This window comes from Nonomuraea sp. NPDC050556 (genome assembly GCF_044457355.1).
Lineage (GTDB): Bacteria > Actinomycetota > Actinomycetes > Streptosporangiales > Streptosporangiaceae > Nonomuraea.
In genome coordinates, this window is sequence record NZ_JBITGU010000001.1 from 3427958 (window position 1) to 3453882 (window position 25925).

Consider the following 25925-nt stretch of genomic DNA (forward strand, 5'->3'; position numbering starts at 1 on the left):
GCATACGCGTCAGGGGGTTCTTCGCAGGTGCACCAGGGTCAGGTGGTCGTCCATCCTTTCCCTGCTCGTTTCCCGGTAGCCGAGCCTGCGGTAGAGGCGCAGGTTGCCGTCGGAGAGGTGGCCGGTGTAGAGGTCGAACGCCTCGGCGTCCTGGAGCTCGGCGTGCAGGGCGTTCAGGAGCGCGGTCCCGATGCCCGTTCCCTGCCTGTCCGGGGCTACCACGAGCCTTCCTACGAGGCAGGTGGTGTTCTGGAGCTGGCCGCGTACGGCGCCGACGATCCTGGTGCCTTCCACGGCTTTGAGGACGGTGGCGGTGTCGATGACCTTGCGTACCTGCTCTACGGACTCGACCAGTGGGGGGATGTAGGGGTCCCCGTAGAGTTGCGCTTCGGTGACATAGGCGGCGCGCTGCAGGGTGAGGATCTCCCCTGCGTCGCCGGTGACGGCGCGTTCGATGACCACCCGCCTACCGTATCGGTCCCCTGGACGATCCGTAGCGGCCCTCTTGAGGACCTGCAGCCCTTGAAAGGCCCCCGCCCTCTGAGACCCGCACGCCTCCACGGCCCACACCCTCCACACGGGCCGGGGTCCCTTTGAGGACCATAGCCCTCGAGAGGCGCCCGCCCCCTGAGACCCGCACTCCACACGGCCCGGGGTCCCTTAAGAGACCTCTATGAGAGGCCTGCACCCTCTCCAAGGTTGGGTTGGGAAAAAGAAAGCGGCCCCGCCCAGGAGGGCGGGGCCGCGATCTACGGGCTACTGCGAGCGACTAGCTCTGGCCGCCGGCGAGCTTCTCGCGGAGAGCCGCGAGCGCCTCGTCGGAAGCGAGCGCCCCACCGGCCGGAGCCGAGGAGGACGACGAGCTGCTGCTGGAAGCAGGAGCGGTCTCACCGGTGTAGGTCGAGGGGACCTCGCCCGCCTCGGCCTCAGCCTTACGAGCCTCCTCGATCTGCTTCTTGTGAGCCTCGAAGCGGGTCTGCGCCTCGGCGTACTGGCGCTCCCACTCCTCACGCTGCTTGTCGAAGCCGTCGAGCCACTCACCGGTCTCCGAGTCGAAGCCCTCGGGGTAGATGTAGTTGCCCTGGTCGTCGTACGTGGCTGCCATGCCGTACAGCGTCGGGTCGAACTCGACCTCGGCGCCGCTGACACCCTCGTTGGCCTGCTTCAGCGAGAGGCTGATGCGACGGCGGTCGAGGTCGATGTCGATGATCTTGACAAAGATCTCGTCGCCGACCTGGACGACCTGCTCCGGGATCTCCACGTGGCGCTCGGCCAGCTCGGAGATGTGGACCAGACCCTCGATGCCCTCTTCGACGCGGACGAACGCACCGAACGGCACCAGCTTGGTGACCCGGCCGGGAACGACCTGGCCGATCTGGTGCGTACGGGCGAACTGCTGCCACGGGTCTTCCTGCGTCGCCTTGAGCGAGAGGGAGACGCGCTCGCGCTCCATGTCGACGTCGAGAACCTCGACGGTGACTTCCTGGCCGACCTCGACAACCTCGGACGGGTGGTCGATGTGCTTCCAGGAGAGCTCGGACACGTGGACGAGGCCGTCGACGCCACCCAGGTCCACGAAGGCACCGAAGTTGACGATCGAGGACACGACGCCCTTGCGGACCTGGCCCTTCTGCAGCGTGTTGAGGAACGTCTGGCGAACCTCGGACTGCGTCTGCTCAAGCCAGGCGCGGCGGGACAGAACCACGTTGTTGCGGTTCTTGTCCAGCTCGATGATCTTCGCCTCGAGCTCACGGCCGACGTACGGCTGCAGGTCGCGCACGCGGCGCATCTCGACCAGGGACGCGGGGAGGAAGCCGCGGAGGCCGATGTCGAGGATGAGACCACCCTTGACGACCTCGATGACGGTGCCGGTGACGATGCCGTCCTCGTCCTTGATCTTCTCGATCGTGCCCCAGGCGCGCTCGTACTGAGCACGCTTCTTGGACAGGATCAGGCGCCCTTCCTTGTCCTCCTTCTGGAGAACCAGGGCTTCGACGTGCTCGCCGACTTCCACGACGTCCGCGGGGTCGACATCATGCTTGATCGAGAGCTCACGCGAGGGGATGACGCCCTCGGTCTTGTAGCCGATATCGAGAAGAACCTCGTCTCGATCGACCTTGACGACGGTGCCCTCGACGATGTCGCCGTCGTTGAAGTACTTGATGGTCTCGTCGATCGCTGCGAGGAATTCTTCCTCGGACCCGATGTCGTTGACCGCTACCTGCGGGGTGCTCGAGGTGGCCTCAGTGCTGGACGTCATGTGTGGAATTGCTCCGAACGCGGACAGATGTCGATGTGGCGGATGCGCGGCAGGCCCTCTTCCGCATCAAGCCGAGGATTAGCGTCATCGACGAGACCGAGCGCGAGCCCGCTCCGTCTGAGGCGCGCGCGAGCCCACAGCGCAGCGATCAGCATATGAGACCTGAGTGGCCTGGTCAATCCGAGGGCACGCGAACACCACGGCAAGATCGCGCCTAGTAGGCGTTGACCTGGGAGGCCCGCTTCGGTGCGATATTACCCCGAAGTGCCTGCGGGATGGAGATCCGGAGCGGATCGCCGTCCGAAACGTAGCGCTCACCAGGGTGTTTGTTCAGCCACCCGAGCCAGTACTCCGAGCACCACTTACGACATTCACCTTTTTTGCCGTTGCTCTGGATCCGCTGGATCGCGCCGCGGTCGAACTTCTTCGCGTACGGCGAAAGCGACGGCTCCGCCCCGGCCAGGAAAACGCCCCCGAAGTCGTAGGACGTGCCGTCCCACGAGCCGGTCCTGGCCAGCTTCTTGCTCCTGGGCATCGAGCCGAACGGCAGGGCCATGGTCTTGGCCGGCCCGACGCCGAGCTTCTTCAGCAGCCGCTCCAGGCGCACGAGCTGCTCGCGGACCTTCTTCTTGGAGAGCGTACGGAGATCCGGGTGCGACCAGGTGTGGTTGGCGACCTCGAACCCGTGCTGGGTCAGCCACTGGACGGCCTTGACCTGCTCGTCGCGGTCGTCCAGGCCGAAGGGGCGCTTGTTGATCCAGAACGTCGCCACGGGGCGGAAGGTCGGGTACTCCCGCGCCACCCGGTAGATCAGGTCGACCGCCGTGTCCTTCTTCGGCATGCCGTCGGCGTCGAGCGCGAAGTGGCTCTGGTGGCCGTCGTCGAAGGTGAGCACGACGGGGAACTTGCCCGCCGGGACCCGGATGTCGCCGGTGGCGAACTCGCGGGCGGTGATCGGCACGTAGCCCTGCTTGGCGAGCTGCTCCAGCTCCTTGCGCAGCTGGGACGGGGTCCTGTCGATGGAGGCGAGACGCTTTTTCAGGATGCGGTGGTACATGAGCACGGGGACCTTGCCGAGCTCGTTGGCCTTGACCTGCTTGGCGAACTCGGGCGAGGCGACGACGGGCGGCGGCTGCTCGGCGCTGGGCAGGGTGGGCTGGGGCTGCTGGGTCGGCTGGGTCTGCGCGACCGCCTGGCGGCCGACCTCGGGGGCGTCGGCGGCGGGCATGAGGAAGAGAGCCACGGCGGCGATGACCACCACCACGATGTTGGCGATGCCGATGATCCGCGTGAGGGACGCTGAACTCCGCACAGAACTCCAGTGCCAGTTGTGGTGACCGCTGAAACCCCACCCTAGCCGCTTATCCCCAAACAAAACCCGCCTTGCACCCCACCCCACCCACCCCCTCAAGGGAAGAAGAGGCCCCCGCAGGACCCCACACGCGGGGCCACACGCGGGGCCACACGCGGGGCCACACGCGGGGCCACACGCGGGGCCACACGCGGGGCCACACGCGGGGCCACACGCGGGGTTTATGGAGAGGCTCGCTCTTTACGGGGGCGAGCCGGGGGTGGGTGTGAGGGCGCGCATGGGCGCCCGTCGGGCGTGCCTCTGGAGGAACATCAGCCCTCGTCGGCGGGTGGGCGTCACGGCGGCGCCTTGCCGGGCGGACCCCCGGAGGGACGCCCACCCACATCGGCGGTGGGCGTCGCCTGGCGCGAGCCGTACCAAGAAGAACCGGCCCGCTAGTGGCCCGCGTCCTCCCACGTGCGTCCCACGCCCACCGAGACGTCCAGCGGCACGCGCAGGCTGTAAGCCGCCGCCATCTGGTCCCGCACCAGCTGCGTCAGCACCTCCAGCTCCCCACCAGCCACCTCGAACACCAGCTCGTCATGCACCTGCAGCAACATCCGCGATCCCAGCCCCTCCTCGCGCAGCGCCTGCCGCACGTTGAGCATCGCGACCTTGATGATGTCCGCCGCCGACCCCTGGATCGGCGCGTTCAGCGCCATCCGCTCGGCCATCTCCCGCCGCTGCCGGTTGTCGGAGGTGAGGTCCGGCAGGTATCGCCGCCGCCCCATGATCGTCTCCGTGTACCCGTCCGTCCGCGCCTGCTGCACGATCGCCTGCAGGAAGTCGCGAACCCCGCCGAACTCCTCGAAGTACTCGTCCTTCAGCGCCTTGGCCTCGGCCACCGGGATGTTGAGCTGCCCCGACAGCCCGAAGTCGGACAGACCGTAGGCGAGCCCGTAGTTCATCGCCTTGATCTTGGCCCGCAGCTCCCCGTCGACCTGCTCCGGCGGGATGTCGAACACCCGCGCCGCCGTCGCCTGGTGGAAGTCGTGCCCGGACTCGAACGCCTCGATCAGCGACTCGTCACCCGACAGATGCGCCATGATGCGCAGTTCGATCTGGCTGTAGTCGGCCGTCAGCAGCGTCTCGTAACCGGCCCCGACCGTGAAGCCCTGCCGGATCCGCCGCCCCTCGGCGGTGCGGATCGGGATGTTCTGCAGGTTGGGCTTCTCGCTGGACAACCGGCCGGTGGCCGCCACGATCTGGTTGAAGGTGGTGTGGATGCGGCTGTCGTCGGAGATCTCCTTGATCAGCCCCTCGACCGTGGTGCGCAGCTTCTGCTGGTCGCGGTGGCGGAGCATGATCGTGGGCAGCTCGTGCTCGGTCTGCGTGGCCAGCCAGGCCAGCGCGTCGGCGTCGGTCGTGTAGCCGGTCTTGGTCTTCTTCGTCTTGGGCAGGTTGAGCTTGGTGAAGAAGATCTCCTGGAGCTGCTTGGGCGAGCCCAGGTTGAACGGCTCGCCGACGACCCGGTGCGCCTCCTCGACCGCCTGCTTGACCGCCGCGCCGAACTCGGACTCCAGCCCGGCGAAGTATTCGCGGTCGGCAGCGATCCCGGCCCGCTCCATCTCGGCGAGCACGCCCACCAGGGGCAGCTCGACGTCGGTCATGAGCTGGGTGCCGCCGCGCTGGGACAGGAACTCCTCCAGCGAGGTGGCCAGCTCGCGCACCGCGTGGGCGCGCAGCGCGAGGTCCTTGGCCGGAGCGTCGTCGTCGTCGCCGAACAGCGCCGCCTGCGCGTCGGGCACCTCTTCAGCCCGCAGGTCACGGTTGAGGTAGCGCCTGGCCAGCTCTTCGAGCGTGGGCGAGCGCTGCCCCGGCATGGCCAGGTAGGCGGCCAGCGCGGTGTCGCAGGTCAGCCCGGCCAGCTCCATGCCCTGCGCCCAGAGCGCCAGGATCGGCCCCTTGGCGTCGTGGACCGCCTTGGGGTGATCGTCGGAGGCCAGCCACGCTCGCAGCGCGGCCTCGTCGGCCTCGGTCAGCTTGGTGGGGTCGATGTGCGCTGCGGTGCCGTCGGGCGAGGCGATGGCGATGGCGTCGATGCGCCCCGTGCCGGAACCGTACGCGCCCCTGAAGGCCAGCCCGGCGCGCCCGGCGGGCAGCGCGGACAGCCAGCCGGAGACCCGGTCGGGGCCCAGGATGAACGTCTCGACCTCGAAGCCCTGGTCGGGCTCCGCCTCGTTGGTGCCGAGCACCTTGAACACCCGCTCGCGCAGCTCGCCGCGGATCTGCAGGGTGTCGAAGAGCTTGTCGATCTCGCCGCGGTCCCAGGCACCCTGGCGCAGGTCCTCGATCTGGACGGCGAGCGGCACGTCGCGCATGAGCTCGGTCAGCCTGCGGTTCATCATGACCTGGCCGAGGTGCTCGCGGAGCTTGTCGCCGACCTTGCCCTTGACCTCGTCGACCCGGTTGACCAGCTCCTCCAGCGAGCCGAACTCGCGGATCCACTTGGCGGCCGTCTTCTCGCCGACACCGGGGATGGACTTGAGGTTGTCGCTGGAGTCGCCGCGGATGGCCGCGAAGTCAGGGTATTGCGCGGGGGTCAGCTCGTACTTCTCCTCCACCGCTGCGGGGGTGAAGCGGGTCATGTCGCTGATGCCACGGCGCGTCATCAGCACGGTGACGTGGTCGTTGACGAGCTGCAGCGCGTCGCGGTCGCCGGTGACGATCAGCACGTCCATGTCCTGCGCGGTCGCCTGTACGGCGAGCGTCGCGATCAGGTCGTCCGCCTCGTATCCGGCCAGCGAGGTGTAGGGGATCTTCAGCGCGTCGAGCAGCTCGAAGATGAGCTGGATCTGCGGCCGGAAGTCGTCCGGCGTGGCCGAGCGGCCCGCTTTGTACTCTTCGTACGCCTCGTGCCTGAACGTCGGCTCGCTGCGGTCCCAGCACACCAGGACGTGGGTGGGCTGCTCGTCGCGCAGGATGTTGGTCAGCATCGACGTGAAGCCGTAGACGGCAGCGGTCGGCTGGCCGTCCGTCGTCCTCAGGTCCGCTTCCTTGAGCGCGTAATAGGCCCGGTACGCAAGGGAATGCCCGTCCAGCAGCAGCAGACGGGGCCGGGCGGGGGTCGCTTCACTCTTCGGCACACAGGCAGCCTAGTCTGCGAGTGCGACAGAAAACCTGAGCTCGAAGGACAGGAGGCCTCTCCTTGACGATGACGGAACCGCTCGACATCTCCATGGTCAACGCCATGAGCAAGGGCACGCTGGCGGAGCGCATGGGCATCGAGTTCGTCGAGGCGTCGCCCGAGCGGGTGGTCGGCCGCATGCCCGTCGAGGGCAACACCCAGCCGTACGGCCTGCTGCACGGGGGCGCGTCGGTCGTCCTGGCCGAGTCGATCGGCTCGGTCGCCGCGGCCATCCACGCGGGCCCCGACCGCATCGCCGTCGGCATCGAGATCAACGCCACGCATCACCGCTCGGCCACGGAGGGTCACGTCACCGGCGTCGCCACCCGGATCCACGGCGGCCGCACGCTGGCCACCTACGAGATCGAGATCACCGACGAGCAGGGGCGCCGCATCTGCACCTCCCGCCTCACCTGCATGCTGCGCGACCGGTAGAAACATCACCAACTCTGGCGTCTCTTTGCACAGGACGCCCGTTGGTCGCTACGGTGGTCCGAGCAGAGCCCGCGGGGAGGCCGAGTAGATAACGTGTGAGGCCGGGGAAGCCACACATGGTCCCAAAGGTCCCCCTCGGGCTCCCTTAATGCCCGAAATGCGCCGCCGTACCGTGTCAAAGGGTTAGAGCCTGTAGCTCCCCGCACACATAACGCGCCACTTTTCCGCCGACATTTTTGGCGATTGTTGCAATTCTGTTCTCAACCGCCTCATGGGTGTTGAGGTATTTAGCCCCTGACCTGCCGTGACCTTTGCTCACGTACTCGACACACAGTGGTCACTGATTGGTGACGAACGACCCTGAACCGGGCGTTCGGGAATAAGCTCCGGCCACAGCATTGCAGCCATCCTTTGCGATGCGGCGTGTCGGGATGGCGGGGGGCGACTCCGCCATGACCTCATAGGGAGCACCATTGCGCAGAGCCGTGATCGCGTTCACGGCCTTCCTGGGTGGACTCATCTTCTTGCTCTCCGCCAGCACCAGCGCAGCCTGGGCGGACGGCGAGGGCCTGAAGGGCACACTCAAAAACCAAGGCCAGCCAGTGAACGGCGTAAAGATCAGTGCGGTCGACGAGGGCGGCAAGCCCGTCGGCGAGGCCACCACGGACGCCCAGGGAGTCTGGAAGATCCCAGTACCCAAGCCGGCCACCTACAAGGTCACCCTCGACGCGAAGACGCTTCCCAGCGGCGTCTCGCTGAAGTTCACCGACAAGGGGACGCTGACCGTCCCCGTCGCGGTCAACCAGGAGAAGACGGTCCTGTTCGCCCTCGTCACCGGTAAGGGCACCACGACGACGGCGGCCACGAACCAGGGCGACTCCTCGAGCTACTGGGACCGGGTGGCGCAGCTCGCCTTCGAAGGTCTCAGCCTGGGCCTGATCATCGCGCTCGGCGCGGTGGGCCTGTCGCTCATCTTCGGCACCACGGGCCTGACCAACTTCGCCCACGGCGAGCTGCTGACCATCGGCGCGTTCCTGGCGTACGTCCTCAACGCCACGTTCGGCCTGCACCTCCTCATCGCGGCCCCGATCGCCGTGCTCATCGCCGCCGCGCTCGGCTACGGCCAGGACCGCTTCTTCTGGGGCTGGCTGCGCAAGCGCAAGACCGGGCTGATCAGCATGATGATCATCTCGATCGGCCTGGCGATCTTCCTGCGCTACCTCGTGCTCTTCCTGTTCGGCGGCAGGAGCCTGTCGTACGTGCAGTACGTCGCCCAGGACGGCATCCAGATCGGCCCGATCACCACCACGCCCAAGAGCCTGGTCGCGATGGCCATCCAGATCGTCGTCCTCATCGCCGTCGGCCTCTGGCTCACCCGCACCCGCATGGGCAAGGCCACCAGGGCCGTCGCGGACAACCCCGCCCTGGCCGCCTCCTCCGGGATCAACGTCGACCGGGTCATCAGGCTCGTCTGGGCCGCGGGCGCCGGCATCGCCGCCCTCGCGGGCATCCTGCTCGGCACCACCCAGACGCTCCAGTTCGTGATGGGCCAGCAGCTCCTGCTGCTCATGTTCGCCGGCGTCACCCTCGGCGGTCTCGGCACCGCCTTCGGCGCCCTCGTGGGCTCGCTCGTCGTGGGCGTCTTCGTCCAGGTGTCGACCCTCTGGATCCCGCCGGAGATGAAGTACGTCGGCGCACTGGTGGTGCTCATCCTCGTGCTCCTGGTCAGGCCGCAGGGCATCCTGGGCCGTCGCGAGCGGATTGGCTAAGGAGGCGACATGGACTGGTTTCTCGTCATCAGCCGGGCTCTCGAAGCCGGCATCGGCACCGAGGCCGTCATCTACGCTCTTGCGGCGATCGGCCTGAACGTCCAGTTCGGTTACACCGGACTGCTCAACTTCGGCCAGGCGGGCTTCCTGGCGATCGGCGCCTACGCCATCGCCGTCACCGTCTCGACCTTCGGCCTGCCCTTCTTCCTCGGCGTCGGCATCGGCATCGTCCTGTCGGTGCTCATGGCGCTGCTGCTGGGCATCCCGACCCTGCGCCTGCGCGCCGACTACCTGGCCATCGTCACCATCGCGGCCGCCGAGATCATCCGCATGATCGTGCGCTCGGTGGCCCTGGAGGAGACGCTGGGCGGCACGGACGGCCTGCAGGCCTTCTCCGACAGCTTCTACGCGCTCAACCCCTACTCCCCCGGCGCCTACGGCCTCGGCGAGCTCATCAGCTTCGACCACCGCACCATGTGGGTGCTGACGGTCGGCTGGGTGTTCGTGGTCCTCATCAGCTTCGTTCTCTACCTGGTGATGAAGAGCCCCTGGGGCCGCGTGCTCAAGGCCATCCGCGAGGACGAGGACGCCGTGCGGAGCCTGGGCAAGAACGTCTTCGCCTTCAAGATGCAGTCGCTGGTCATCGGCGGTCTCATCGGCTGCGTGGCGGGCTTCATCTTCGCCCTCAGCCGCTCCGCCGTACAGCCCGACCTGTACAGCACCGAGCTGACGTTCTACGCCTACACCGTGCTGATCCTCGGCGGCACCGCGCGGATCCTCGGCCCGATCGTGGGTTCCGCCATCTTCTGGGTGCTGCTTATCCTCGTGAAGACAGGGTTGGAGGAGGCCGTCAACTCCGGCGCCATCACCTTCATCACGGTGAACCAGGTCGGCGCCATCAACCTGATGTTCGTCGGACTCGGCCTGATGCTCCTGCTCATCTTCCGACCACAGGGCATCTTCGGCGACAAGAGGGAGATCGCGCTCGATGCACGCTGACGAATCCCGCAAAGCGGCTGCCCTGGCGGCCTTCAAGGGGCTGGAGTCCGAGCCAGGCGTCGCCAAGCCTGACCCGATCCTGGTCGTCGACAACGTGGTGCGCCGCTTCGGCGGTCTCACCGCTGTCGACGTCAACCACATCGAGGTCCAGCGCGGCTCCATCACCGCGCTGATCGGCCCCAACGGCGCAGGCAAGACCACGTTCTTCAACCAGCTCACCGGCTTCGACACGGCCGACTCCGGCCAGTGGACGTTCAACGGCAAGCAGATGAACGGCGTGCACGCCCACAAGGTGGCGCGCATGGGCATGGTCCGCACCTTCCAGCTCACCAAGGCGCTGTCGAAGCTGACGGTGCTGGAGAACATGCGCCTGGGCGCCCAGGGCCAGCGCGGCGAGAACTTCTTCCGCGCCCTGTTCTCCGCGCTCTGGGAGAAGCAGGAGGACGAGATCACCGCCAGGGCCGACGAGCTCCTGGCCCGGTTCAAGCTCGACACCAAGCGCGAGGACTTCGCCGGGAGCCTGTCCGGCGGCCAGCGCAAGCTCCTGGAGATGGCGCGCGCCCTCATGGTCCAGCCCGAGCTGGTCATGCTGGACGAGCCCATGGCCGGGGTGAACCCGGCGCTCACCCAGTCGCTGCTCGGCCACGTGAAGGGCCTGCGCGAGGAGGGCATGACCGTCCTGTTCGTCGAGCACGACATGGACATGGTCCGCGACATCAGCGACTGGGTCATCGTCATGGCCCAGGGCGGCGTGATCGCCGAGGGTCCGCCCGACACGATCATGTCGGACGCGCGCGTCATCGACGCCTACCTCGGCGCCCACCACGACGCGCCGCTGTCGGCCGAGGAAGAGGAGCAGCAGCTCCACGAGGCCGAGGCCGAGCTCGAGGTCGAGTCGGAGACGGTCGACGAGAGCGGAAAGGAGCCGGCCAAGTGACCGAGTTCGAAGACGACGCGGTGACCAGGGTCGCCGAGGCCGGAGTCGAGTCCGACGCCGCCGTCACCGACCGGGGCGATCACCTGGAGGCGGCCGAGGGCGCGCTCCTGCGCTGCGACCAGCTGGTCGCCGGCTACGTGCCCGGGGTGAACATCCTCAACGGCTGCGACCTGTACGTGAAGCAGGGCGAGCTGATCGGCATCATCGGCCCCAACGGCGCAGGCAAGTCGACGCTGCTCAAGGCGCTGTTCGGGCTCGTGGAGGTCCGCAGCGGCGGGATCACGCTGAACGGCGAGGACATCACCGGGCTCAAGGCGCACGCGCTCGTCTCGCGCGGCGTGGGGTTCGTGCCGCAGACCAACAACGTGTTCCCGAGCCTGACCGTCGAGGAGAACCTCGAGATGGGCGCCTTCCAGGCCCCGGGCAAGTTCAAGGAGCGCTTCGCATTCGTCTGCGACATCTTCCCCGCGCTCAACGAGCGGCGTAAGCAGCGGGCGGGTTCGCTGTCCGGCGGCGAGCGCCAGATGGTCGCCATGGGCCGCGCGCTCATGACCGAGCCGTCGGTGCTGCTGCTGGACGAGCCGTCCGCCGGTCTGTCGCCCAAGCTGCAGGACCTGGTGTTCATCCAGACCCAGCAGATCAACAGGGCCGGCGTCACGGTCGTCATGGTCGAGCAGAACGCGCGCCGCTGCCTGCAGATCTGCGACCGCGGCTACGTGCTCGACCAGGGGCGCAACGCTTACACCGCGAGCGGCCGCGACCTGATCAACGACCCCAAGGTGATCGAGCTCTACCTGGGAACCCTCGCGCGCGCCTGACGCGTCCACGAGCCGAGCCCCGCCGGAACCCCCCTTCCGGCGGGGCTCTTTCCTTTGCCACGATGGCCGCTATGAGATGGATGATCCCCCCAGTCGTTCTGCTCCTGGCGCTCCTGTCCTGCTCACCGGCGACCGGTGACCCGCCGGCGACCGTCGCGGCCAAGAAGTCGGACGGTACGGAGAGTCCGTGCGGCAAGGTCGTGTCCGCGATCGGCTACGCGGCTTTCAGCCTGGTGCCCGCCGGGCAGGAGGAGAGCCAGAAGTTCGACGACGACGCGCGCGGCAGGCTCTCCTACGTGTGGGGCACCGTGCAGAGGTACGGCCCGCAGCTCCCCCAGGCGCTCCAGCAGCAGCAGGAGACGCTCCGCCGTACCACCCAGGGGTTGTCGCCCGCTGACACCCCGCACGAGGAGCAGGTGAAGCTGCTGCGCGAGTACCGCGCGGCGGCGGAAGCGGTCACCAAGGGTTGTGCGTAGACGCGAAAGGACCCCGGCCCGACGGGCCGGGGTCCTCTCTAACTCGGCTTAGATCTTGCCGGGCAGGTACGCCACGTTCTTGTGCTTGTTGGTGGCGTCGTACTGGTAGATGCCCATGGTGGCCTCGGTCGGGTCACCGGCGTCGCTGAACTCGATCGGGCCGGAGACACCGTCGTAGTCGATGTCCTTGCCGGCGGCGAGCAGGTCGGCGCAGGTCTTGAAGTCCTTGCACTTCTCGCCACCCTTGCTGACCTCGGGCAGCTTGGCGGCGATGGACTTGCCGTCGTCGGCCTTGGCGGCCACGGCGGCCAGCGCCGACAGGATCGTGGCGTCGTAGGACTCGGGACCGTAGTTGTAGTCCTTGAGGTCCGGGTTCACCTTGAGGAGCTTGGCCTTGAGGTCATCGCTCACGGCAGCGCCGGGCTGGGTGCCCTTGACGCCGGTGAGGGTGCCCTTCGGGAAGTCCTTCGAGTAGTCGGACAGGTTGCCGTCGACGAAGTAGATCTTGATCTTGTCGGGGCCGAGACCCTGCTTCTTGAGTTCGGGGATGAGCTTCTTGGTCTCCTCGAACGCGATCAGCGCGAGCGCCTGCGGCTTGGCGGCCTTGATCTTCGCCACGTCGGCGGCGAAGTCGGCGGCCGACGGGTCGTAGGCGACCTCGGCGGCGATGGTGCCGCCGCCGCCCTCGACCGACTTCTTGACCTCGGCGGCCAGGCCGGTGCCGTAGGAGTCCTGACGGTTGAGGATGGCGATGCTGTCGCTGCCGTCCTGGATCATCAGGTCGCCGAGGACGCGGCCCTGGAGAACGTCAGAGGGAGCAGTACGGAAGTACAGGCCCTTGTCGTTGTAGGTCGTGAAGGTCGGCGAGGTGTTCGCGGGCGAGAAGTGGACCACGCCGGCGTTCACGATCTTGTCGATGACCGTCAGGGAGACACCGGAGGAGGCGGCGCCCAGGACGACGTCGACCTTCTGCTGGAGCAGCTTGTCGACCGACTGGGAGGCGATGTCCGTCTTGGTGTCGCCGGAGTCGGAGTCGATCTTCGTGACGGGCTTGCCGTTCACGCCACCGGCTTCGTTGATCTCGTTGATGGCGAGCTGGACGCCGGCGAACTCCGGCGGGCCGAGGAAGGCCAGGTCGCCGGTCTGCGGCAGCAGCGTGCCGATCGTGAGCGTGCCGTCGCCCGCCGCCGCGGCAGGAGCGGACGCGCTCTCCGAGGCGCTCGGCGCGGTCGAGGCCGCGGGCTTGGCCGTCTCCTGGCCACCGCCACAGGCGGTCAGGGCGAGGCTCGCCGCCGCAGCGACGGCCAGCGCGCGCCCGAGGGGGGCAATGCGGATCATGAAGTGTCTCCTTCATCCAAGGCCGGGATACGTCAGCGCGGCCGACCGTCCCGATCGAATGTTGGAAACGTACAAAACCCTGACGTCGCGATCTAGACATCTGACCGAAGTGAGGACACTTGGATGCGGAGTCGTAATCAGTCCTCAACCTAAGGGCCGGTTTCCGGCTTGTGCAGGGACAATGCGTGACAGCGTCTCGTATTCTGATCGCAAAATCTCGCATACCGGAAGCGGGCATGGCTGTTGAGCATGTGACAGGGCTGCGCCGCCCTCGCCTATCCTCTGTCATCATGCAGCCCGTGGCGAGGGGATGCAGAGTCGTGATGAACCTGACATCTCTCCGCGCCTAGAGTGCTCGGGTGAAGCGGATCATCCTCCCCGTGCTCGGCGCCGTCCTGCTGACCGCCTGTAGCGGGCCCTCCCCTGCCGCAGCGCCCTCGACGGCGCCGCCGCCGGGGGTTTCCGTCTTCCTGACCCAGCAGCGTTCGGACGAGCCGCTGCACGCGCTCGAGATCTCGGTGCGCAACGCGACGGACACCCCCGTCTACATCGCCGACGTGCAGCTCGTCACCGCTTCGTTCAAGACCCTCCCTCCGGAGAAAATCGACACCACGTTCCCTCGGACGGAGCAGACCGACCTCCGGGTTCCGTACGGCGAGGCCCAATGCGATCCGCAGGCCGTACCCCCCGTCCAGCCGGCGACGGTCACGGCCAATGTGCGCACCGGCGACGAGCCGCTGCGCAAGGTGGTCTTCCAGGTGCCGCACCCCGACCCGCTGCTGACCCGCCTGCTCAAGGCGGAGTGCTCCGCCTTCCTGGTCAAGGCGGCGGCCACGTTCTCGTGGGGGACGTCGTGGAAGCGCGCGGGCGAGTTCCTGCGCGGCGAGGTCACGCTGACCAGGCAGCCGGGCAGCACGCGCAAGGTGACGCTGCGGACCATCGACGCCACCACCCACTACACGGTGCGCCGGGTCTCCGGCGGCGAGCCGTGGGCCGTCCTGGAGCCCTCACAGCAGAGCGTGAGCGTGCCGGTGGAGATCAACCCGTCGCGGTGCGACGGGCACGCCTTCGCCGAGGCCAAGAAGGCCAACCTGTTCCCGTTCAGGGCCTCGCTGGACCAGGACGAGGAGCGGGTGGTCATCGTGGTGCCGCCCAAGGAGGTGCAGGTGGCCTTCAACCTCTACGCGGTGAAGGCCTGCGGCGTCGGCGTCGGTTAGCCCTCGCTCTTCTTGGAGGCGGCGTCGTCCACGACGATCTGGGCGACCTCGCGCATGCTCAGCCTGCGGTCCATGGAGGCCTTCTGGATCCAGCGGAAGGCCTCGGGCTCGGTCCAGCCCTGGCCGGTCATCAGCAGGCCCTTGGCGCGCTCCACCAGCTTGCGCGTCTCGAGCCTGTCGGACAGGTTGGAGACCTCCTTGGCGAGGGCGACCATCTCCTCGTGCCTGCTGACCGCCATCTCGATCGCCGGCACCAGGTCGGCCTTGGTGAACGGCTTGACCAGGTAGGCCATCGCGCCCGCGTCCCTGGCCCGCTCGACCAGGTCGCGCTGGGAGAAGGCGGTGAGGATCAGGCATGGTGCTATGCGGTCGGACACGATCCGCTCGGCCGCCGAGATGCCGTCCAGGACGGGCATCTTGACGTCCAGGATGACGAGGTCCGGGCGGAGCTCGGTGGCCAGCTGGATCGCCTGCTCCCCGTCACCGGCCTCACCCACGACGACGTAGCCGTCCTCCTGGAGCATCTCCTTGAGGTCGAGCCGGATCAGGGCCTCGTCTTCTGCGATCACCACTCGCCGCTGCGTACTCACGAGCAGAAGAGTACCGACGTCCGCTAGATTAGATCCACGCCGGTGCCCCTGCTGATCGTCGCGGACGGTAAGCTACGGCACTGAGGAACCGGACAAGTCCGGAAATATGCCCCGATAGCCCAACGGCAGAGGCAGTGGTCTCAAACACCATCCAGTGTGGGTTCGAATCCCACTCGGGGCACTCACAACTCCACAGCCACCCGCGGCGCGCGGCAGGCCCAGGTCACCGCGGGTCGTGGTTCGCTCATGAGAAGTGCGCCCCATGTCACCGTTTCTCGACGGCTGATCGTTGGGCGAGTTGCGCGGTGTTCTGTGATACTCGGCGGCGTGTCGCGAGTGTTGTTGATCGAGGATGATCCGGCCGTGCGGGAGGGGCTGGAGCTGGCCCTGTCCCGGCACGGGCATCGGGTGCGGGCGGTGGACTCCGGCGAGCTGGGGCTGGAGCGGCTGCGCACCGACCCTCCGGACGTGGTGGTGCTCGACCTGATGTTGCCGGGTATGGATGGGTTCGAGGTATGTCGCCGGATCCGGGCCGTCGGGGAGGTGTCGATCATCATGCTGACCGCCCGCGGCGACGACATGGACGTCGTGGCCGGGCTGGAGGCGGGCGCCGACGACTACGTGGTCAAGCCGGTGCAGCCGCGGGTGCTGGAGGCGCGCATCCGCGCGGTGCTGCGGCGGACGGGGCGCGACCAGGCGGAGCTGGAGCGGCACGGCGACCTGACCATCGATCGCGCCGGTCTGGTGGTGTCCGTGCGCGGGGTGCCGGTCGGCCTGGCGCCGACGGAGTTGCGGCTGCTGCTGGAGCTGTCGGGGACGCCTGGGCGGGTGCACTCGCGCCAGCAGTTGCTGGAGTCGGTGTGGGAGCACGGCTACTTCGGCGACTCGCGGCTGGTGGACGCGTGCGTGCAGCGGTTGCGCGCCAAGATCGAGGACGACTCCGTGTCGCCGGTGTACGTGCAGACGGTGCGGGGGTTCGGCTACCGGTTCGGGCCGGTGTGAGCCCTTGGTGGCGTCGGGGCGGCGTTGGGGGCTGCGTGCCCGGTTGTTGTTCGCGTTCGCGCTGCTCTGCGTGGTGACGGCGGCGGCGGTGGCCGGGGGCATCTACGTGCAGGCGCGCAACGCCATCCTGCAGCGGGCCCAGGACGCGGGCGTGCAGACGATGACCAGCAGGTTGGGGGCGCTGTTCCCGCTGCCGACCGCGACGCCGGGCCCGGCGCAGCTCGGTGAGATCGCCCGTACGGTGACCGACCGCTACAGCCTGGCTGTCGCCGTGTACCACGGGGAGCGCTCACCGGCCGGACTTGATCCCGCGGTGATCCCGCAAGAGCTGCGCCGCGCGGTGGCCGGGGGCGCCCTGGCGTGGCAGCGCGTGGTGTGGCAGGGCGCGCCCATCCTGATCATCGGCACCCCGCTGATGATCGTCGAAGCGGACCAGAGCAAGCGGTTGTCCGGCATCGAGGTCTACATCGCCCGCAGCCTGCTCCCGGAAGAACGCAGCATCGACCAGCTCGCCGTCTCCGCCTGGCTCACCGGCGCGGCGGCGCTGGCGTTCGCGGTCGTGCTGGCGTGGCTGGCCACGCGCGGCGTGCTGGGCCCGGTGCGCGAGCTGGGCCGGGGCGCTCGCCTGCTCGGCCAGGGCGAGCTGCGCACCAGGATCACGGTCGCGGGCTCCGACGAGCTGGCCGAGGTGGCCCGCACCTTCAACACCACCGCCGAGCAGCTCGAACAGCACGTCACGCAGCTGCGCGAGATGGAGGCCGACGCCCGGCGGTTCGTGGCCGACGTCTCCCACGAGCTGCGCACCCCGCTGGCCGCGCTGGCCGCGGTCGCCGACGTCCTGGAGGAGGAGGCGGCCGGGCTGCCGGAACCCGCCGCCACCGCCGCGCGTCTGGTCAGCCAGGAGACGCTCAACCTCACCGAGCTGGTCAACGACCTCATCGAGATCAGCCGCTTCGACTCCGGTGGCGCCGCCCTCACCCTGAACGACGTGGACATGGCCGAGCTCGTGCACGCCACCCTGCGCACCCGCGGCTGGACCCAGCAGGTCGGCACCGAGCTCGCACCCGACGTCACCGCGCGCCTCGACCCCCGCCGGGTGGACGTCATCCTCGCCAACCTGGTCGCCAACGCCCTGCGCCACGGCCGTCCTCCCGTGTCGGTACGGCTGGCGGCCGACGGGCAGTGGATCACGTTGCAGGTCCGCGACCACGGCCCGGGGCTGGACCGGGCGGTGCTGCCGCACGTCTTCGACCGCTTCTACAAGGCCAGCGCCGCCAGGGCCAGGTCGGAGGGCAGCGGCCTGGGCCTGGCCATCGCCCGCGAGAACACCCGCCTGCACCACGGCGAGCTGTCCGTCGCCAACGCGCCAGGCGGTGGCGCGGTGTTCACCCTGCGCCTGCCACGCGACGCGGACACATCGTGAAGACCCCGGCCGCGATCCTGGCGGCGTTGCTCGTCCTGACCGGCTGCGGCGTACGGCCCAGCGGCGTCATCACCGGCGGCGACCCGCCCGGCGGGCGCGTCGAAGCCACCAGGAAGATCACCCTCTACCTGGTGAACGGCGACCGGCTCAGCGCGGTGACCCGGCCGGGCGGGCCGTTGTCCCAGACCGACACCCTCGCGCTGCTGGCGGCGGGGCCCACCACGACGGAGCAGGCGCAGGGCCTCACCACCCGCGTCCCGCCCCAGGCCGGGCCGTTCACGGTGACCGTCGAACCGGCGGGCCGGCTGGTGGTGACGCTGTCCACCCCGGCGGGGCAGCTGCCGGCGCTGGCGATCCGGCAGATCGCTTGTACGGCTGCCGCCACGGTGCCGGAGAGCCCTCCAGCCCAGGTCACGGTCGACGGGCAGGACGTCGGGCCCCGGGACTGCCCGGAGTAGCGAGGTGGGACAGGAGGGATTCGAACCCCCTCAGCGCGATGGCACCTGATTTACAGTCAGGCCCGGCTCTCCCGCTCCGGCGCTGTCCCTCGACGCCTCCGAGGGTCGCAAAGCCGAGTCTGCGGGTGCAACGGGATTTCCGGTGAACCCGCGCGAGGTGGGGACCAGCGCGGCGGCCAGCGGGGCGAGGAGGCACGCTGCGGCGCAGCCGTACAGGACGGGGGTCGGGCCGAGGGCCTCGGACAGCGGGGCGATCGCCAGCAGGCCCAGGGGGGCCAGGCCGTAGGAGAACAGGAAGTCGACGGCCGAGACGCGGGCGAGCAGCTCGCCGGGCATCTCGCGCTGGGTGGCGGTGAACCAGGTGATGTTGAACAGCGACGAGCCGAAACCGGCGAGCGCGTAGCAGGAGACGATCGCGGGCGCCGGTGCGGAGACGGCCAGGGAGAGCGGAGCCAGACCGTAGGCGGCGAGCCCGGCGAGCGCGATCCAGCCCGCCGCTGGGGGGCGCCAGCGCAGCATGAGTACGGCTCCCGCCAGGGCGCCCGCGGTGAGCGCGGTGAGCGCGGCGGCCAGCAGCGCATCGCCCCCGTACTCTTCCCGCGACACCACGGGCAGCAGCACCTGGGTGGCGGCATACCCGGTGGCGGCCTCGATGGAGAGCGCTGCCAGCCCAGCAACAAACCACGCATGCCTCCCCGCCTCCCTCACACCCCCAAGAAACCCGGAGGACCCGGCCCTTAAGGACCCGCGCCCTGCCCCGGCCGCTTGAGGGCCAGGTCCCGGGGAGGCAGGCCCTCGGGCGGCGGACCCTCCGAACCCCGGCATTCGAGAGGCGGAGGAGGAAGACGAGGGGATGCAGGCACCTGGGGAGGTAGCGCGGGCCGTGCCGGTGGCGCGGAGGCCGAGGGCCGTGAGGAGCCAGAGGGCCGCCGAGATGGCCAGCACCGTGCGGGCGCCCGCCGCCGCTGCCACCCCCGCCGCCAGCGCCGGCGCCGCCATCGAGACGATCCGGCCGCTCACCGAGGACAGCGCGTTGGCCCGCTGCCGCCGCTCCACCGCGACGGCCCCCGCCACCGCCGACTGGTGCGCGGGCCGGTACAACCCCTGCCCACCCCCGGCCACCAGCGAGGCCACCACCACGGGAGCCACAGCCCCGTCCAGGAGCAGCGCGAGCACCCCGGTCCCCGCCGCCGCCACCAGCCCGGAAATCGCCAGCACCGGCCCAGGACGGTAGCGATCCGCCAGCACGCCACCCAACGGCGTGGCCACCAGGAACCCCACCGTCTTCGCCGCCAGCGCGACCCCCAGAACGTCAGGACGCCCACCCAGATCCAGCACCGCCAGGGCCAGCGCGACGGGAAAGAGCACCATGCTCAGCGTCCCCGCGGCGTTTCCCAACCACAGCAGAAAGAAGAGGCGCGACATGTAACTGACTTTAACCCAAACAACAGTTACAATCCTCCCCATGGACCGATATATCCGGAACTGGCAGGCGGGCTGGGGACTGTGCCGAGGGCTGGACCCCGCCAAGGAAATAGACGGCGGGCTGCTCGTCACCCTGGGCCTCCCGGGAAGGACCCACGAGATCATCGTGCTCGACCGCCGAGCCCTGCCCGACCTGGCCGCCCGGGTGGCGACCGCCGAGGAGCCGACCTGGCTGACCGTCCCCACCCAGCACCCGGAAGAGGACAGCACCACACTCCAGCAGGCCGGACTGGTCCCCCTCGGCCCACCAGAACGGCTGATGACCACCGAACTCCCCACCCACCCCACGGCGGAAGGCGTGACCGTGACAGCGGAAGGCGACGTCCTGACCGCGCGGATCACGGTGGGCGACCAGATCGCCGCCACCGGCATGATGGGCCTGGCAGGCGCATCAGCCGTGGCCCACGCCATCAGGACAGACCCCGAGCACCAGCGCCGGGGCCACGGCACCCGCATCATGGCCGCACTCGCAGCGGAAGCAGTGGCCCGCGGAGCCAAGACCGGCCTGCTCATCGCCTCCCACGAGGGCGAGCAGCTCTACACCGCGCTCGGCTGGACCCCGCTGGCGGCCGTACTCACATCGCGCGTTGCTGCCTGAAGGCGGCGACCTTCGTCCGGTTCTGGCAGGCGTTGGAGCAGAACCGCCGCGTACGGCTGCGCGTGCCGTCCAGGAACAGGTTGTCGCACCGCTCGGCCGCGCACCGGTGCAGCCTGCTCACCTCGGCGCTGCCCAGCAGCAACGCCACGGCCGTCGCCAGGTCCGCCAGCCACCTGGCGGCCCCCGTGTCGGCCGGGGCGGCGAAGTGCAGGTGCCAGGGCGCGTTGTCGTGCCGTACCAGCCTCGGCGTGGCGCGCACCGCCTCCAGCAGGCCGTTGACCGACTCGGCCGCGCCGTCCTCGTCGCCGTCGATCAGGTGCCCGAGCGCGGCGTACAGGCGCAGGCCACCGGCCCTGAGCGCCTCGAAGGCCGCCGCGTCGACGGCGGGGACCCGGTTCGTGGCCAGGCGCAGGACGGCCTCGACCTCGCGCAGGCCCGCCTCCCCCGCCGCCGGGGCGTGCTCGCGCCCGCGACTGTGACGGGAGCCCGCGTAGTTGGCGAGGGCGATCGCGGCCTCGAGCGAGGCGGTGAGGTGATGGGTGATGTCCACGGCCCGATCAGCCTACCGGCGCGCAAGGTAGTCCAGCTCACAACAGTTTCGCGTGATACTTTTCCCGCATGACCAACTGGCTCACCGACGACGAGCAGCTCGCGTGGCGCACCTACTCCTCGGCCACCCGGTTGCTCTTCGACCGCCTGGAGCGGGACCTGACGAGCCAGTCCGACATGCCCGTCACCTACTACGAGCTGCTCGTCATCCTCTCCGAGGCCCCCGACCGGACCAGGCGCATGAGCGACCTGGCCCGCTTCACCCGTTCCAAGCCCAGCCGCATCTCCCACGCCGTCAACAAGCTGGAGCAGGCCGGATGGGTGCGGCGCGAGCATTTCGCCGCCGACCGGCGCGGCTGGCTGGCCGTACTCACCGACGAGGGCATGGCGGCGCTGGAGGCAGCGGCGCCCGGCCACGTGGAGAGCGTGCGCGCCCACCTGGTCGACCTGCTCACGCCAGAGCAGCTCCAGCAGCTCAGGGAGATCCACCAGGTGCTGCTGGACCACCTGGTCGACGAGGAGTGACGGTATTTTGGGGCGCGTGACTATCGATCCCACCGCTACCGGCGCCCACGGCGTCGGCCTGGCCACCATCGCCGCCGACGGCACCGTCCTCGACACCTGGTTCCCCGCCCCCACGCTCGGCGACCCTCCCGTTCAGGGCACCGTACGGCTGAGCGCGGACGAGGCGGGCGAGCTCGCCGCCCTGGTCGGTCCCGACCCGGCGCGCGGCGTCGAGGTGGTGGCCGTGCGCACCGGCATCTCCAAGCTTTCCGAGGCGCCGGTGGACGCGCACGACGCCTACCTGCGGCTGCACCTGCTGTCCTCGCGGCTGGTCAGCCCGCACGGGCTTAGCCTGGACGGCGTGTTCGGCCTGCTGGCCAACGTCGTGTGGACCAGCGAGGGGCCGTGCGCGGTGGAGGGGTTCGAGCAGACCAGGGTACGGCTGCGCGCCAAGAGCGGCTCGGTCACCGTCTTCGGGGTGGACAAGTTCCCCAGGATGGTCGACTACGTGCTGCCGTCCGGGGTGCGTATCGCGGACGCCGACCGGGTGCGGCTGGGCGCGCACCTGGCGCCGGGGACGACGGTGATGCACGAGGGGTTCGTGAACTTCAACGCGGGCACGCTGGGCGCGTCGATGGTCGAGGGGCGCATCTCGGCCGGGGTGGTCGTGGGCGACGGGTCCGACGTGGGCGGCGGGGCCTCGATCATGGGAACGCTGTCGGGCGGCGGCAAGGAGGTCATCGCGATCGGCGAACGCTGCCTGCTGGGGGCGAACGCCGGGGTGGGGATCTCGCTGGGTGACGACTGCGTGGTGGAGGCGGGGCTCTACGTCACCGCGGGCACCAAGGTCGCGCTGCCGGACGGCCGCGTGGTGAAGGCCAAGGAGCTGTCGGGCAGCGACGGCATCCTGCTGCGCCGCAACTCCCAGACGGGCGCGGTCGAGGCGACCCCCCGCACGGGCGGAGCGATCGAACTCAACGCGGCCCTCCACGCCAACTGACAGACCTGCTGGGGACGCCACTTACCGCCACAACAAAAGGAGGGCCACCCACGGCGGTGGGTGGCCCTTCACCGGCGTCAGCCGTACCCCATAGCTGGGGTCCTTCAAAAGATCACTGCGCGTGTGAGACCGCGCTGCCGATCGTGTGGACGCGCAGGGCGTTGGTGCTGCCGGGCGTTCCGGGAGGCGAACCGGCCACGATGACCACCTTGTCGCCCTTCTCCAACCGCCCCAGCGAGAGCAGCGACGCCTCCACCTGCCGCACCATGTCATCCGTGTGGTGCACGAACGGGACGTGGAAGGTCTCGACGCCCCAGGTGAGCGACAGCTGGCCACGAACGTGCGGCGCCGACGTGAAGGCGAGCAGCGGGATCGGCGAGCGATAACGGGCCAGCCGCCGAGCCGTCTCCCCCGACATCGTGAACGCGATCAGCGCCTTCGCCCCCACGATCGCCCCGACCTCGGCGGCCGCACGGGCGATCGCCCCGCCCGTGGTCTCGGGCAAACGCTCCAGGCTGTGGGTGGCGTGCAGGGACGCGTTCTCCGCCGCGCACGCGATCCGGTCCATGGTCGCCACGGTCTCGATCGGGTAGTTGCCCACCGACGTCTCCCCGGACAGCATGACCGCGTCGGCCCCGTCCATGACCGCGTAAGCCACGTCGGACGCCTCGGCGCGCGTGGGCCGCGGCGCGTTCATCATCGAGTCGAGCATCTGCGTGGCCACGATCACCGGCCGCGCCTTCTCGCGGCACAGCTCGATGATCCGCCGCTGCACGATCGGCACCTGCTCCAGCGGCAGCTCCACACCCAGGTCGCCACGGGCGACCATGATGCCGTCGAACGCCTCGACGATCTCCGGCAGCCGCTCGACGGCCTGCGGCTTCTCGATCTTGGCGAGCAGCGGGAGCCGTACGGCCTCCTGCTCCATGATGTTGCGCACCACGTCGGCGTCCGAGGGGCGGCGCACGAAGGACAGCGCGATCATGTCGACGCCGATGCGCAGCGCCCAGCGCAGGTCGGCCTCGTCCTTGTCGGTCAGCGCGGGCGCGGTGACGTTGACGCCGGGCAGGTTGAGGCCCTTGTTGTCGGAGATCATGCCGCCGATGACCACGCGGGTGGTCACGCGCTGGCCGTCGACGCGGGTGGCCTCCAGGACCAGGCGGCCGTCGTCGACGAGGATCGTGTCGCCGGGGGTGACGTCGTTGGGCAGGCCCTTGTACGTCGTGGACACCTGCTCGCGGTCGCCGGGCACGTCCTCGGTGGTGATGGTGAAGACGTCGCCGAAGGCGAGCCTGACCGGACCCTCCTCGAACGTGCCGACGCGGATCTTGGGGCCCTGCAGGTCGGCGAGGATGCCTACACCGCGGCCGAGCTCGGCCGCCACCTCCCTGACCCGGTGGAAGACCTCTTCGTGCAGCTCATGGCTGCCATGGCTGAGGTTGAACCGGGCGACGTCCATCCCGGCGGCGATGAGTTCGCTGAGCCGTTCCTTGGACGAAGTGGCAGGGCCGAGGGTGCAGACGATTTTCGCGCGACGAGTCACGAGTCCTACCTTAATTGGTACAGACCACTTGGCAGTCACGGCTCAGGCGAATTCCCGGTGACGGCGCCTCCACAGGTAGCCCACCCAGGAGAACAGTACGAGAACTGCCACCCCGATCCTGGCCAGGTTCGTGTATTCCTCTGGATAAATGACGCCCTCGATGTAGTGGTCGACGAAGCCTGTGGGCGGCAGGCCCGCCATTCCCGCATGTCTGCGCGCCCAGTCCTCGGCGACGGTCAGCGGACATTCCACTCCGGTAACGATGGAGACGACGCCCCACGCGACGACCGCCAGATGCGCCCAGATCACCCTCGGCCACCGCCACGCCACGAACCCGCCCGCCGCCATGAAGGCCAGGAAGGCGAAGTGCACGACCATCACGGCGTCCGCGATGACCCGGTACATCATGGCTTGACGGTAGCCGCCTTGAGGGCGTTGACGATGCCGTGGCCGTAGAAACCGTTATCGGACTTGCCGCCCTCGCAGAGGTGCGTCTGCTTGTCGCCGTACACGTTGTAGACGTAGCGTCTGGGCGCCGGGCAGGCCGTCTTGGTCGCCGTCGCGTACAGCAGGCGCTCGACGGTGGCCGGGTCGAGTTGCAGCCCGCCCTTGCCCGGCTTGCCGAAGCGGCTGACCAGGATCGCCGCGACGCCCGCGACGTGCGGGGAGGCCATGGAGGTGCCGTCGAGGTACTGGTAGTAGGCGCCGCCCTGCCGGACGACCTCGCTCGTCGTCGGCTTGCCGTTCTTGTCGATCTTGCCTTCGCGGCGCAGCGCCGCCTCGGGGGCCGCGGCCAGGATCGAGCGGGTCGCCGACTCACCCTTGCCGTCGAGCGCGTCCCCGCCTGGCGCGGCCAGGTCGGTCTGCTCGGTGCCGTAGTCGGAGTAGACGGCCTTGCGCCCTGACGGGCCGACGGCGCTGACCGAGATGACCCCGTCGGACTCGGCCGGCACGTTGAGGCAGGAGTTGTCGATGTGCCTGGTCCGCTCCTTGCCCTTGGGCAGGTTCGGGCTGGACGAGTCGATCTTGGGCTTGCCCAGGTCGGTGGAGCCGTTGCCGAGCGCGGAGACGATCGTGACGCCGCGCTTGCGGGCGTAGTCGATGGCGCGCTGCATGCCGGTGACGATGGCCCGCTGCTCCTGGCGCTGCTTCTTGCTGTCCGACTTGTTGTGGGCGCAGTTGAACAGCCACGGGTCGATGTAGTAGCTCATGTTCACCACGTCGACGCCGATGTCGGCGGCGTAGGTGAGGGCGTCGAGGCTGGGCTTGAGGAAGAAGTAGCCGGAGTCCTGCCCCGTCCTGAGGCTCACCAGCTGTACGCCGGGGGCGACGCCCGCGACGCCGAGCCCGTTGACCGGGGAGCCGATCGTGCTGGCCACGTGCGTGCCGTGACCGTCGTCGTCCTCGTCGACCGGGTCCTTGCACCCCTCGTGCTCGCAGGGCCCGTCGAGGGTCTCGCCGGACGCGTCCGTGGGCCGGTCGGTGACGAAGTTGCGGCTCAGCTCGGCGTTGAAGTTGGGGGCGATGTCGGGGTGCTTGCCGTCCACACCGGTGTCCAGGATGCCGACCAGCACCTCCTTGGTGCCCGGTGCCGTCTTGGCCGCCTGGTCGGCGCCGATCATCCGCATGTCCCACTGGCGGCGCGCCAGTGGCTCGCCGCCGCCGCCGCTCTCCAGCGCGCGGGCGTCGGGGAATGCGGCGAAACCGGCCTTCCTGCCGATCTCCCTGTCCGTGGTCACCCCGGCGATGCTGGGGTCGGCGTCGAGGGTGTCGGCGAGCTCGTCCCCGCCCTTGGCGATGACGTAGCCGAGCTTGGTGTCGGTGCTGACGGGCGTGGCTCCGGCGCGCCTGATGGCGGCGGTGGCCGCGTCCTGGGCGCCGTCGGCGTAGAAGACCAGGTACTCGGTGCTCTCGGACTGCGCTGCCGTGGAGGAGCAGGAGGCTAGCGCGACCGCCAGGGCGGCCACCGTGATTCCGCTGGTCATCCGCCGCATACTGCTCCTATCTCACGCCACTGCCGAACTTGCATCTTCCCGACGGCGCACG

At 69.2% G+C, this 25925-nt stretch carries 23 protein-coding genes, 2 tRNA genes and 1 pseudogene; 14 read left to right on the top strand and 12 right to left on the bottom strand.

Annotated elements, in window-relative coordinates:
- Positions 1–9: 9 nt before the first annotated feature.
- The 4 genes from ACIBG8_RS16255 to polA all read right to left on the bottom strand — a co-directional run bounded on the left by ACIBG8_RS16255 (position 10) and on the right by polA (position 6697).
- Entirely contained in the window at positions 10–462 is a 453-nt protein-coding gene (locus tag ACIBG8_RS16255) for a GNAT family N-acetyltransferase (RefSeq protein WP_397343522.1), read from the bottom strand.
- A gap of 307 nt (positions 463–769) precedes the next feature.
- Positions 770–2260 carry a 30S ribosomal protein S1 gene (rpsA, locus tag ACIBG8_RS16260; protein WP_397343523.1) on the bottom strand — a complete coding sequence of 497 codons (1491 nt, stop codon included), beginning with the start codon at positions 2258–2260 and terminating at the stop codon, positions 770–772.
- A 214-nt stretch (positions 2261–2474) separates the two neighbouring features.
- Positions 2475–3572, bottom strand: coding sequence for a polysaccharide deacetylase family protein (locus tag ACIBG8_RS16265; protein ID WP_397343524.1), 1098 nt, complete (start codon positions 3570–3572; stop codon positions 2475–2477).
- A 434-nt stretch (positions 3573–4006) separates the two neighbouring features.
- The gene (gene polA, locus ACIBG8_RS16270) at positions 4007–6697 is read right to left on the bottom strand and encodes a DNA polymerase I (protein ID WP_397343525.1); all 2691 of its coding nucleotides are present in this window, start codon (positions 6695–6697) and stop codon (positions 4007–4009) included.
- Positions 6698–6765: 68 nt separating this feature from the next.
- Between polA and ACIBG8_RS16275 the strand changes: the two genes are divergently transcribed.
- The 6 genes from ACIBG8_RS16275 (at position 6766) to ACIBG8_RS16300 (ending at position 12172) form a co-directional block, all read left to right on the top strand.
- Positions 6766–7173, top strand: a complete 408-nt coding sequence (locus tag ACIBG8_RS16275; RefSeq protein WP_397343526.1) for a PaaI family thioesterase — start codon at positions 6766–6768, stop codon at positions 7171–7173.
- Between the two features lie 473 nt (positions 7174–7646).
- Positions 7647–8942: a carboxypeptidase regulatory-like domain-containing protein gene (locus ACIBG8_RS16280; RefSeq protein WP_397343527.1), complete on the top strand. Its 1296-nt coding sequence runs from the start codon at positions 7647–7649 to the stop codon at positions 8940–8942.
- Between the two features lie 9 nt (positions 8943–8951).
- Complete coding sequence (locus tag ACIBG8_RS16285) at positions 8952–9941, top strand: branched-chain amino acid ABC transporter permease (RefSeq protein WP_397343528.1); 990 nt, start codon at positions 8952–8954, stop codon at positions 9939–9941.
- Complete coding sequence (locus tag ACIBG8_RS16290) at positions 9931–10878, top strand: ABC transporter ATP-binding protein (protein WP_397343529.1); 948 nt, start codon at positions 9931–9933, stop codon at positions 10876–10878. Before ACIBG8_RS16285 ends, ACIBG8_RS16290 begins: the two co-directional genes overlap by 11 nt.
- Positions 10875–11696: an ABC transporter ATP-binding protein gene (locus ACIBG8_RS16295; RefSeq protein ID WP_397343530.1), complete on the top strand. Its 822-nt coding sequence runs from the start codon at positions 10875–10877 to the stop codon at positions 11694–11696. The genes ACIBG8_RS16290 and ACIBG8_RS16295 overlap by 4 nt, the downstream gene beginning before the upstream one ends.
- A 71-nt stretch (positions 11697–11767) precedes the next feature.
- The gene (locus ACIBG8_RS16300) at positions 11768–12172 is read left to right on the top strand and encodes a hypothetical protein (protein ID WP_397343531.1); all 405 of its coding nucleotides are present in this window, start codon (positions 11768–11770) and stop codon (positions 12170–12172) included.
- A gap of 48 nt (positions 12173–12220) precedes the next feature.
- Here ACIBG8_RS16300 and ACIBG8_RS16305 read toward each other — a convergent pair whose 3' ends face one another.
- A complete protein-coding gene (locus ACIBG8_RS16305; RefSeq protein WP_397343532.1) occupies positions 12221–13510 on the bottom strand; it encodes an ABC transporter substrate-binding protein in 1290 nt (429 codons plus the stop codon).
- 359 nt (positions 13511–13869) lie between these two features.
- Between ACIBG8_RS16305 and ACIBG8_RS16310 the strand changes: the two genes are divergently transcribed.
- A complete protein-coding gene (locus ACIBG8_RS16310; RefSeq protein WP_397343533.1) occupies positions 13870–14727 on the top strand; it encodes a hypothetical protein in 858 nt (285 codons plus the stop codon).
- On the opposite strand, the gene ACIBG8_RS16315 is transcribed toward ACIBG8_RS16310, so the two are convergent.
- Positions 14724–15317 (bottom strand): ANTAR domain-containing response regulator, encoded by a 594-nt coding sequence (locus tag ACIBG8_RS16315; protein WP_397343534.1) that lies wholly within the window; start codon positions 15315–15317, stop codon positions 14724–14726. The two genes, ACIBG8_RS16310 and ACIBG8_RS16315, sit on opposite strands and share 4 nt — an antisense overlap.
- A gap of 108 nt (positions 15318–15425) precedes the next feature.
- Here ACIBG8_RS16315 and ACIBG8_RS16320 point away from each other — a divergent pair.
- The 4 genes from ACIBG8_RS16320 to ACIBG8_RS16335 all read left to right on the top strand — a co-directional run bounded on the left by ACIBG8_RS16320 (position 15426) and on the right by ACIBG8_RS16335 (position 18200).
- Positions 15426–15498: transfer RNA gene (locus tag ACIBG8_RS16320), tRNA-Leu, on the top strand.
- A gap of 146 nt (positions 15499–15644) precedes the next feature.
- Positions 15645–16319, top strand: coding sequence for a response regulator (locus ACIBG8_RS16325; protein ID WP_397343535.1), 675 nt, complete (start codon positions 15645–15647; stop codon positions 16317–16319).
- 43 nt (positions 16320–16362) lie between these two features.
- Positions 16363–17742: an ATP-binding protein gene (locus ACIBG8_RS16330; protein ID WP_397343536.1), complete on the top strand. Its 1380-nt coding sequence runs from the start codon at positions 16363–16365 to the stop codon at positions 17740–17742.
- Entirely contained in the window at positions 17739–18200 is a 462-nt protein-coding gene (locus tag ACIBG8_RS16335) for a hypothetical protein (RefSeq protein ID WP_397343537.1), read from the top strand. The genes ACIBG8_RS16330 and ACIBG8_RS16335 overlap by 4 nt, the downstream gene beginning before the upstream one ends.
- Before the next feature lie 5 nt (positions 18201–18205).
- Here ACIBG8_RS16335 and ACIBG8_RS16340 read toward each other — a convergent pair.
- Positions 18206–18289 (bottom strand) — tRNA-Tyr (locus ACIBG8_RS16340).
- A 253-nt stretch (positions 18290–18542) separates the two neighbouring features.
- A pseudogene (locus ACIBG8_RS16345) lies at positions 18543–19667 on the bottom strand (MFS transporter); the annotation flags it as partial.
- On the opposite strand from ACIBG8_RS16345, the gene ACIBG8_RS16350 reads away from it, so the two are divergent.
- Entirely contained in the window at positions 19666–20283 is a 618-nt protein-coding gene (locus tag ACIBG8_RS16350) for a GNAT family N-acetyltransferase (RefSeq protein ID WP_397343538.1), read from the top strand. The pseudogene ACIBG8_RS16345 and the gene ACIBG8_RS16350 overlap by 2 nt on opposite strands.
- Here the strand turns inward: ACIBG8_RS16350 and ACIBG8_RS16355 are convergent.
- Positions 20261–20833: a CGNR zinc finger domain-containing protein gene (locus tag ACIBG8_RS16355; RefSeq protein ID WP_397343539.1), complete on the bottom strand. Its 573-nt coding sequence runs from the start codon at positions 20831–20833 to the stop codon at positions 20261–20263. The genes ACIBG8_RS16350 and ACIBG8_RS16355 overlap by 23 nt on opposite strands.
- 68 nt (positions 20834–20901) lie before the next feature.
- Here ACIBG8_RS16355 and ACIBG8_RS16360 point away from each other — a divergent pair, with 68 nt between their 5' ends.
- Both ACIBG8_RS16360 and dapD read left to right on the top strand, forming a co-directional pair.
- Positions 20902–21357: a MarR family winged helix-turn-helix transcriptional regulator gene (locus tag ACIBG8_RS16360; RefSeq protein ID WP_397343540.1), complete on the top strand. Its 456-nt coding sequence runs from the start codon at positions 20902–20904 to the stop codon at positions 21355–21357.
- Positions 21358–21373: 16 nt separating this feature from the next.
- The gene (dapD, locus tag ACIBG8_RS16365) at positions 21374–22336 is read left to right on the top strand and encodes a 2,3,4,5-tetrahydropyridine-2,6-dicarboxylate N-succinyltransferase (RefSeq protein WP_397343541.1); all 963 of its coding nucleotides are present in this window, start codon (positions 21374–21376) and stop codon (positions 22334–22336) included.
- Positions 22337–22448: 112 nt separating this feature from the next.
- On the opposite strand, the gene pyk is transcribed toward dapD, so the two are convergent.
- Genes pyk through ACIBG8_RS16380 form a run of 3 tightly spaced genes read right to left on the bottom strand, consistent with a single transcriptional unit; the run spans position 22449 to position 25864 of the window.
- Complete coding sequence (gene pyk, locus ACIBG8_RS16370) at positions 22449–23879, bottom strand: pyruvate kinase (protein ID WP_397343542.1); 1431 nt, start codon at positions 23877–23879, stop codon at positions 22449–22451.
- A 42-nt stretch (positions 23880–23921) separates the two neighbouring features.
- Positions 23922–24287 (bottom strand): DUF2784 domain-containing protein, encoded by a 366-nt coding sequence (locus ACIBG8_RS16375; protein ID WP_397343543.1) that lies wholly within the window; start codon positions 24285–24287, stop codon positions 23922–23924.
- Entirely contained in the window at positions 24284–25864 is a 1581-nt protein-coding gene (locus tag ACIBG8_RS16380) for a S8 family peptidase (RefSeq protein WP_397343544.1), read from the bottom strand. Before ACIBG8_RS16380 ends, ACIBG8_RS16375 begins: the two co-directional genes overlap by 4 nt.
- Between the last annotated feature and the right edge of the window lie 61 nt (positions 25865–25925).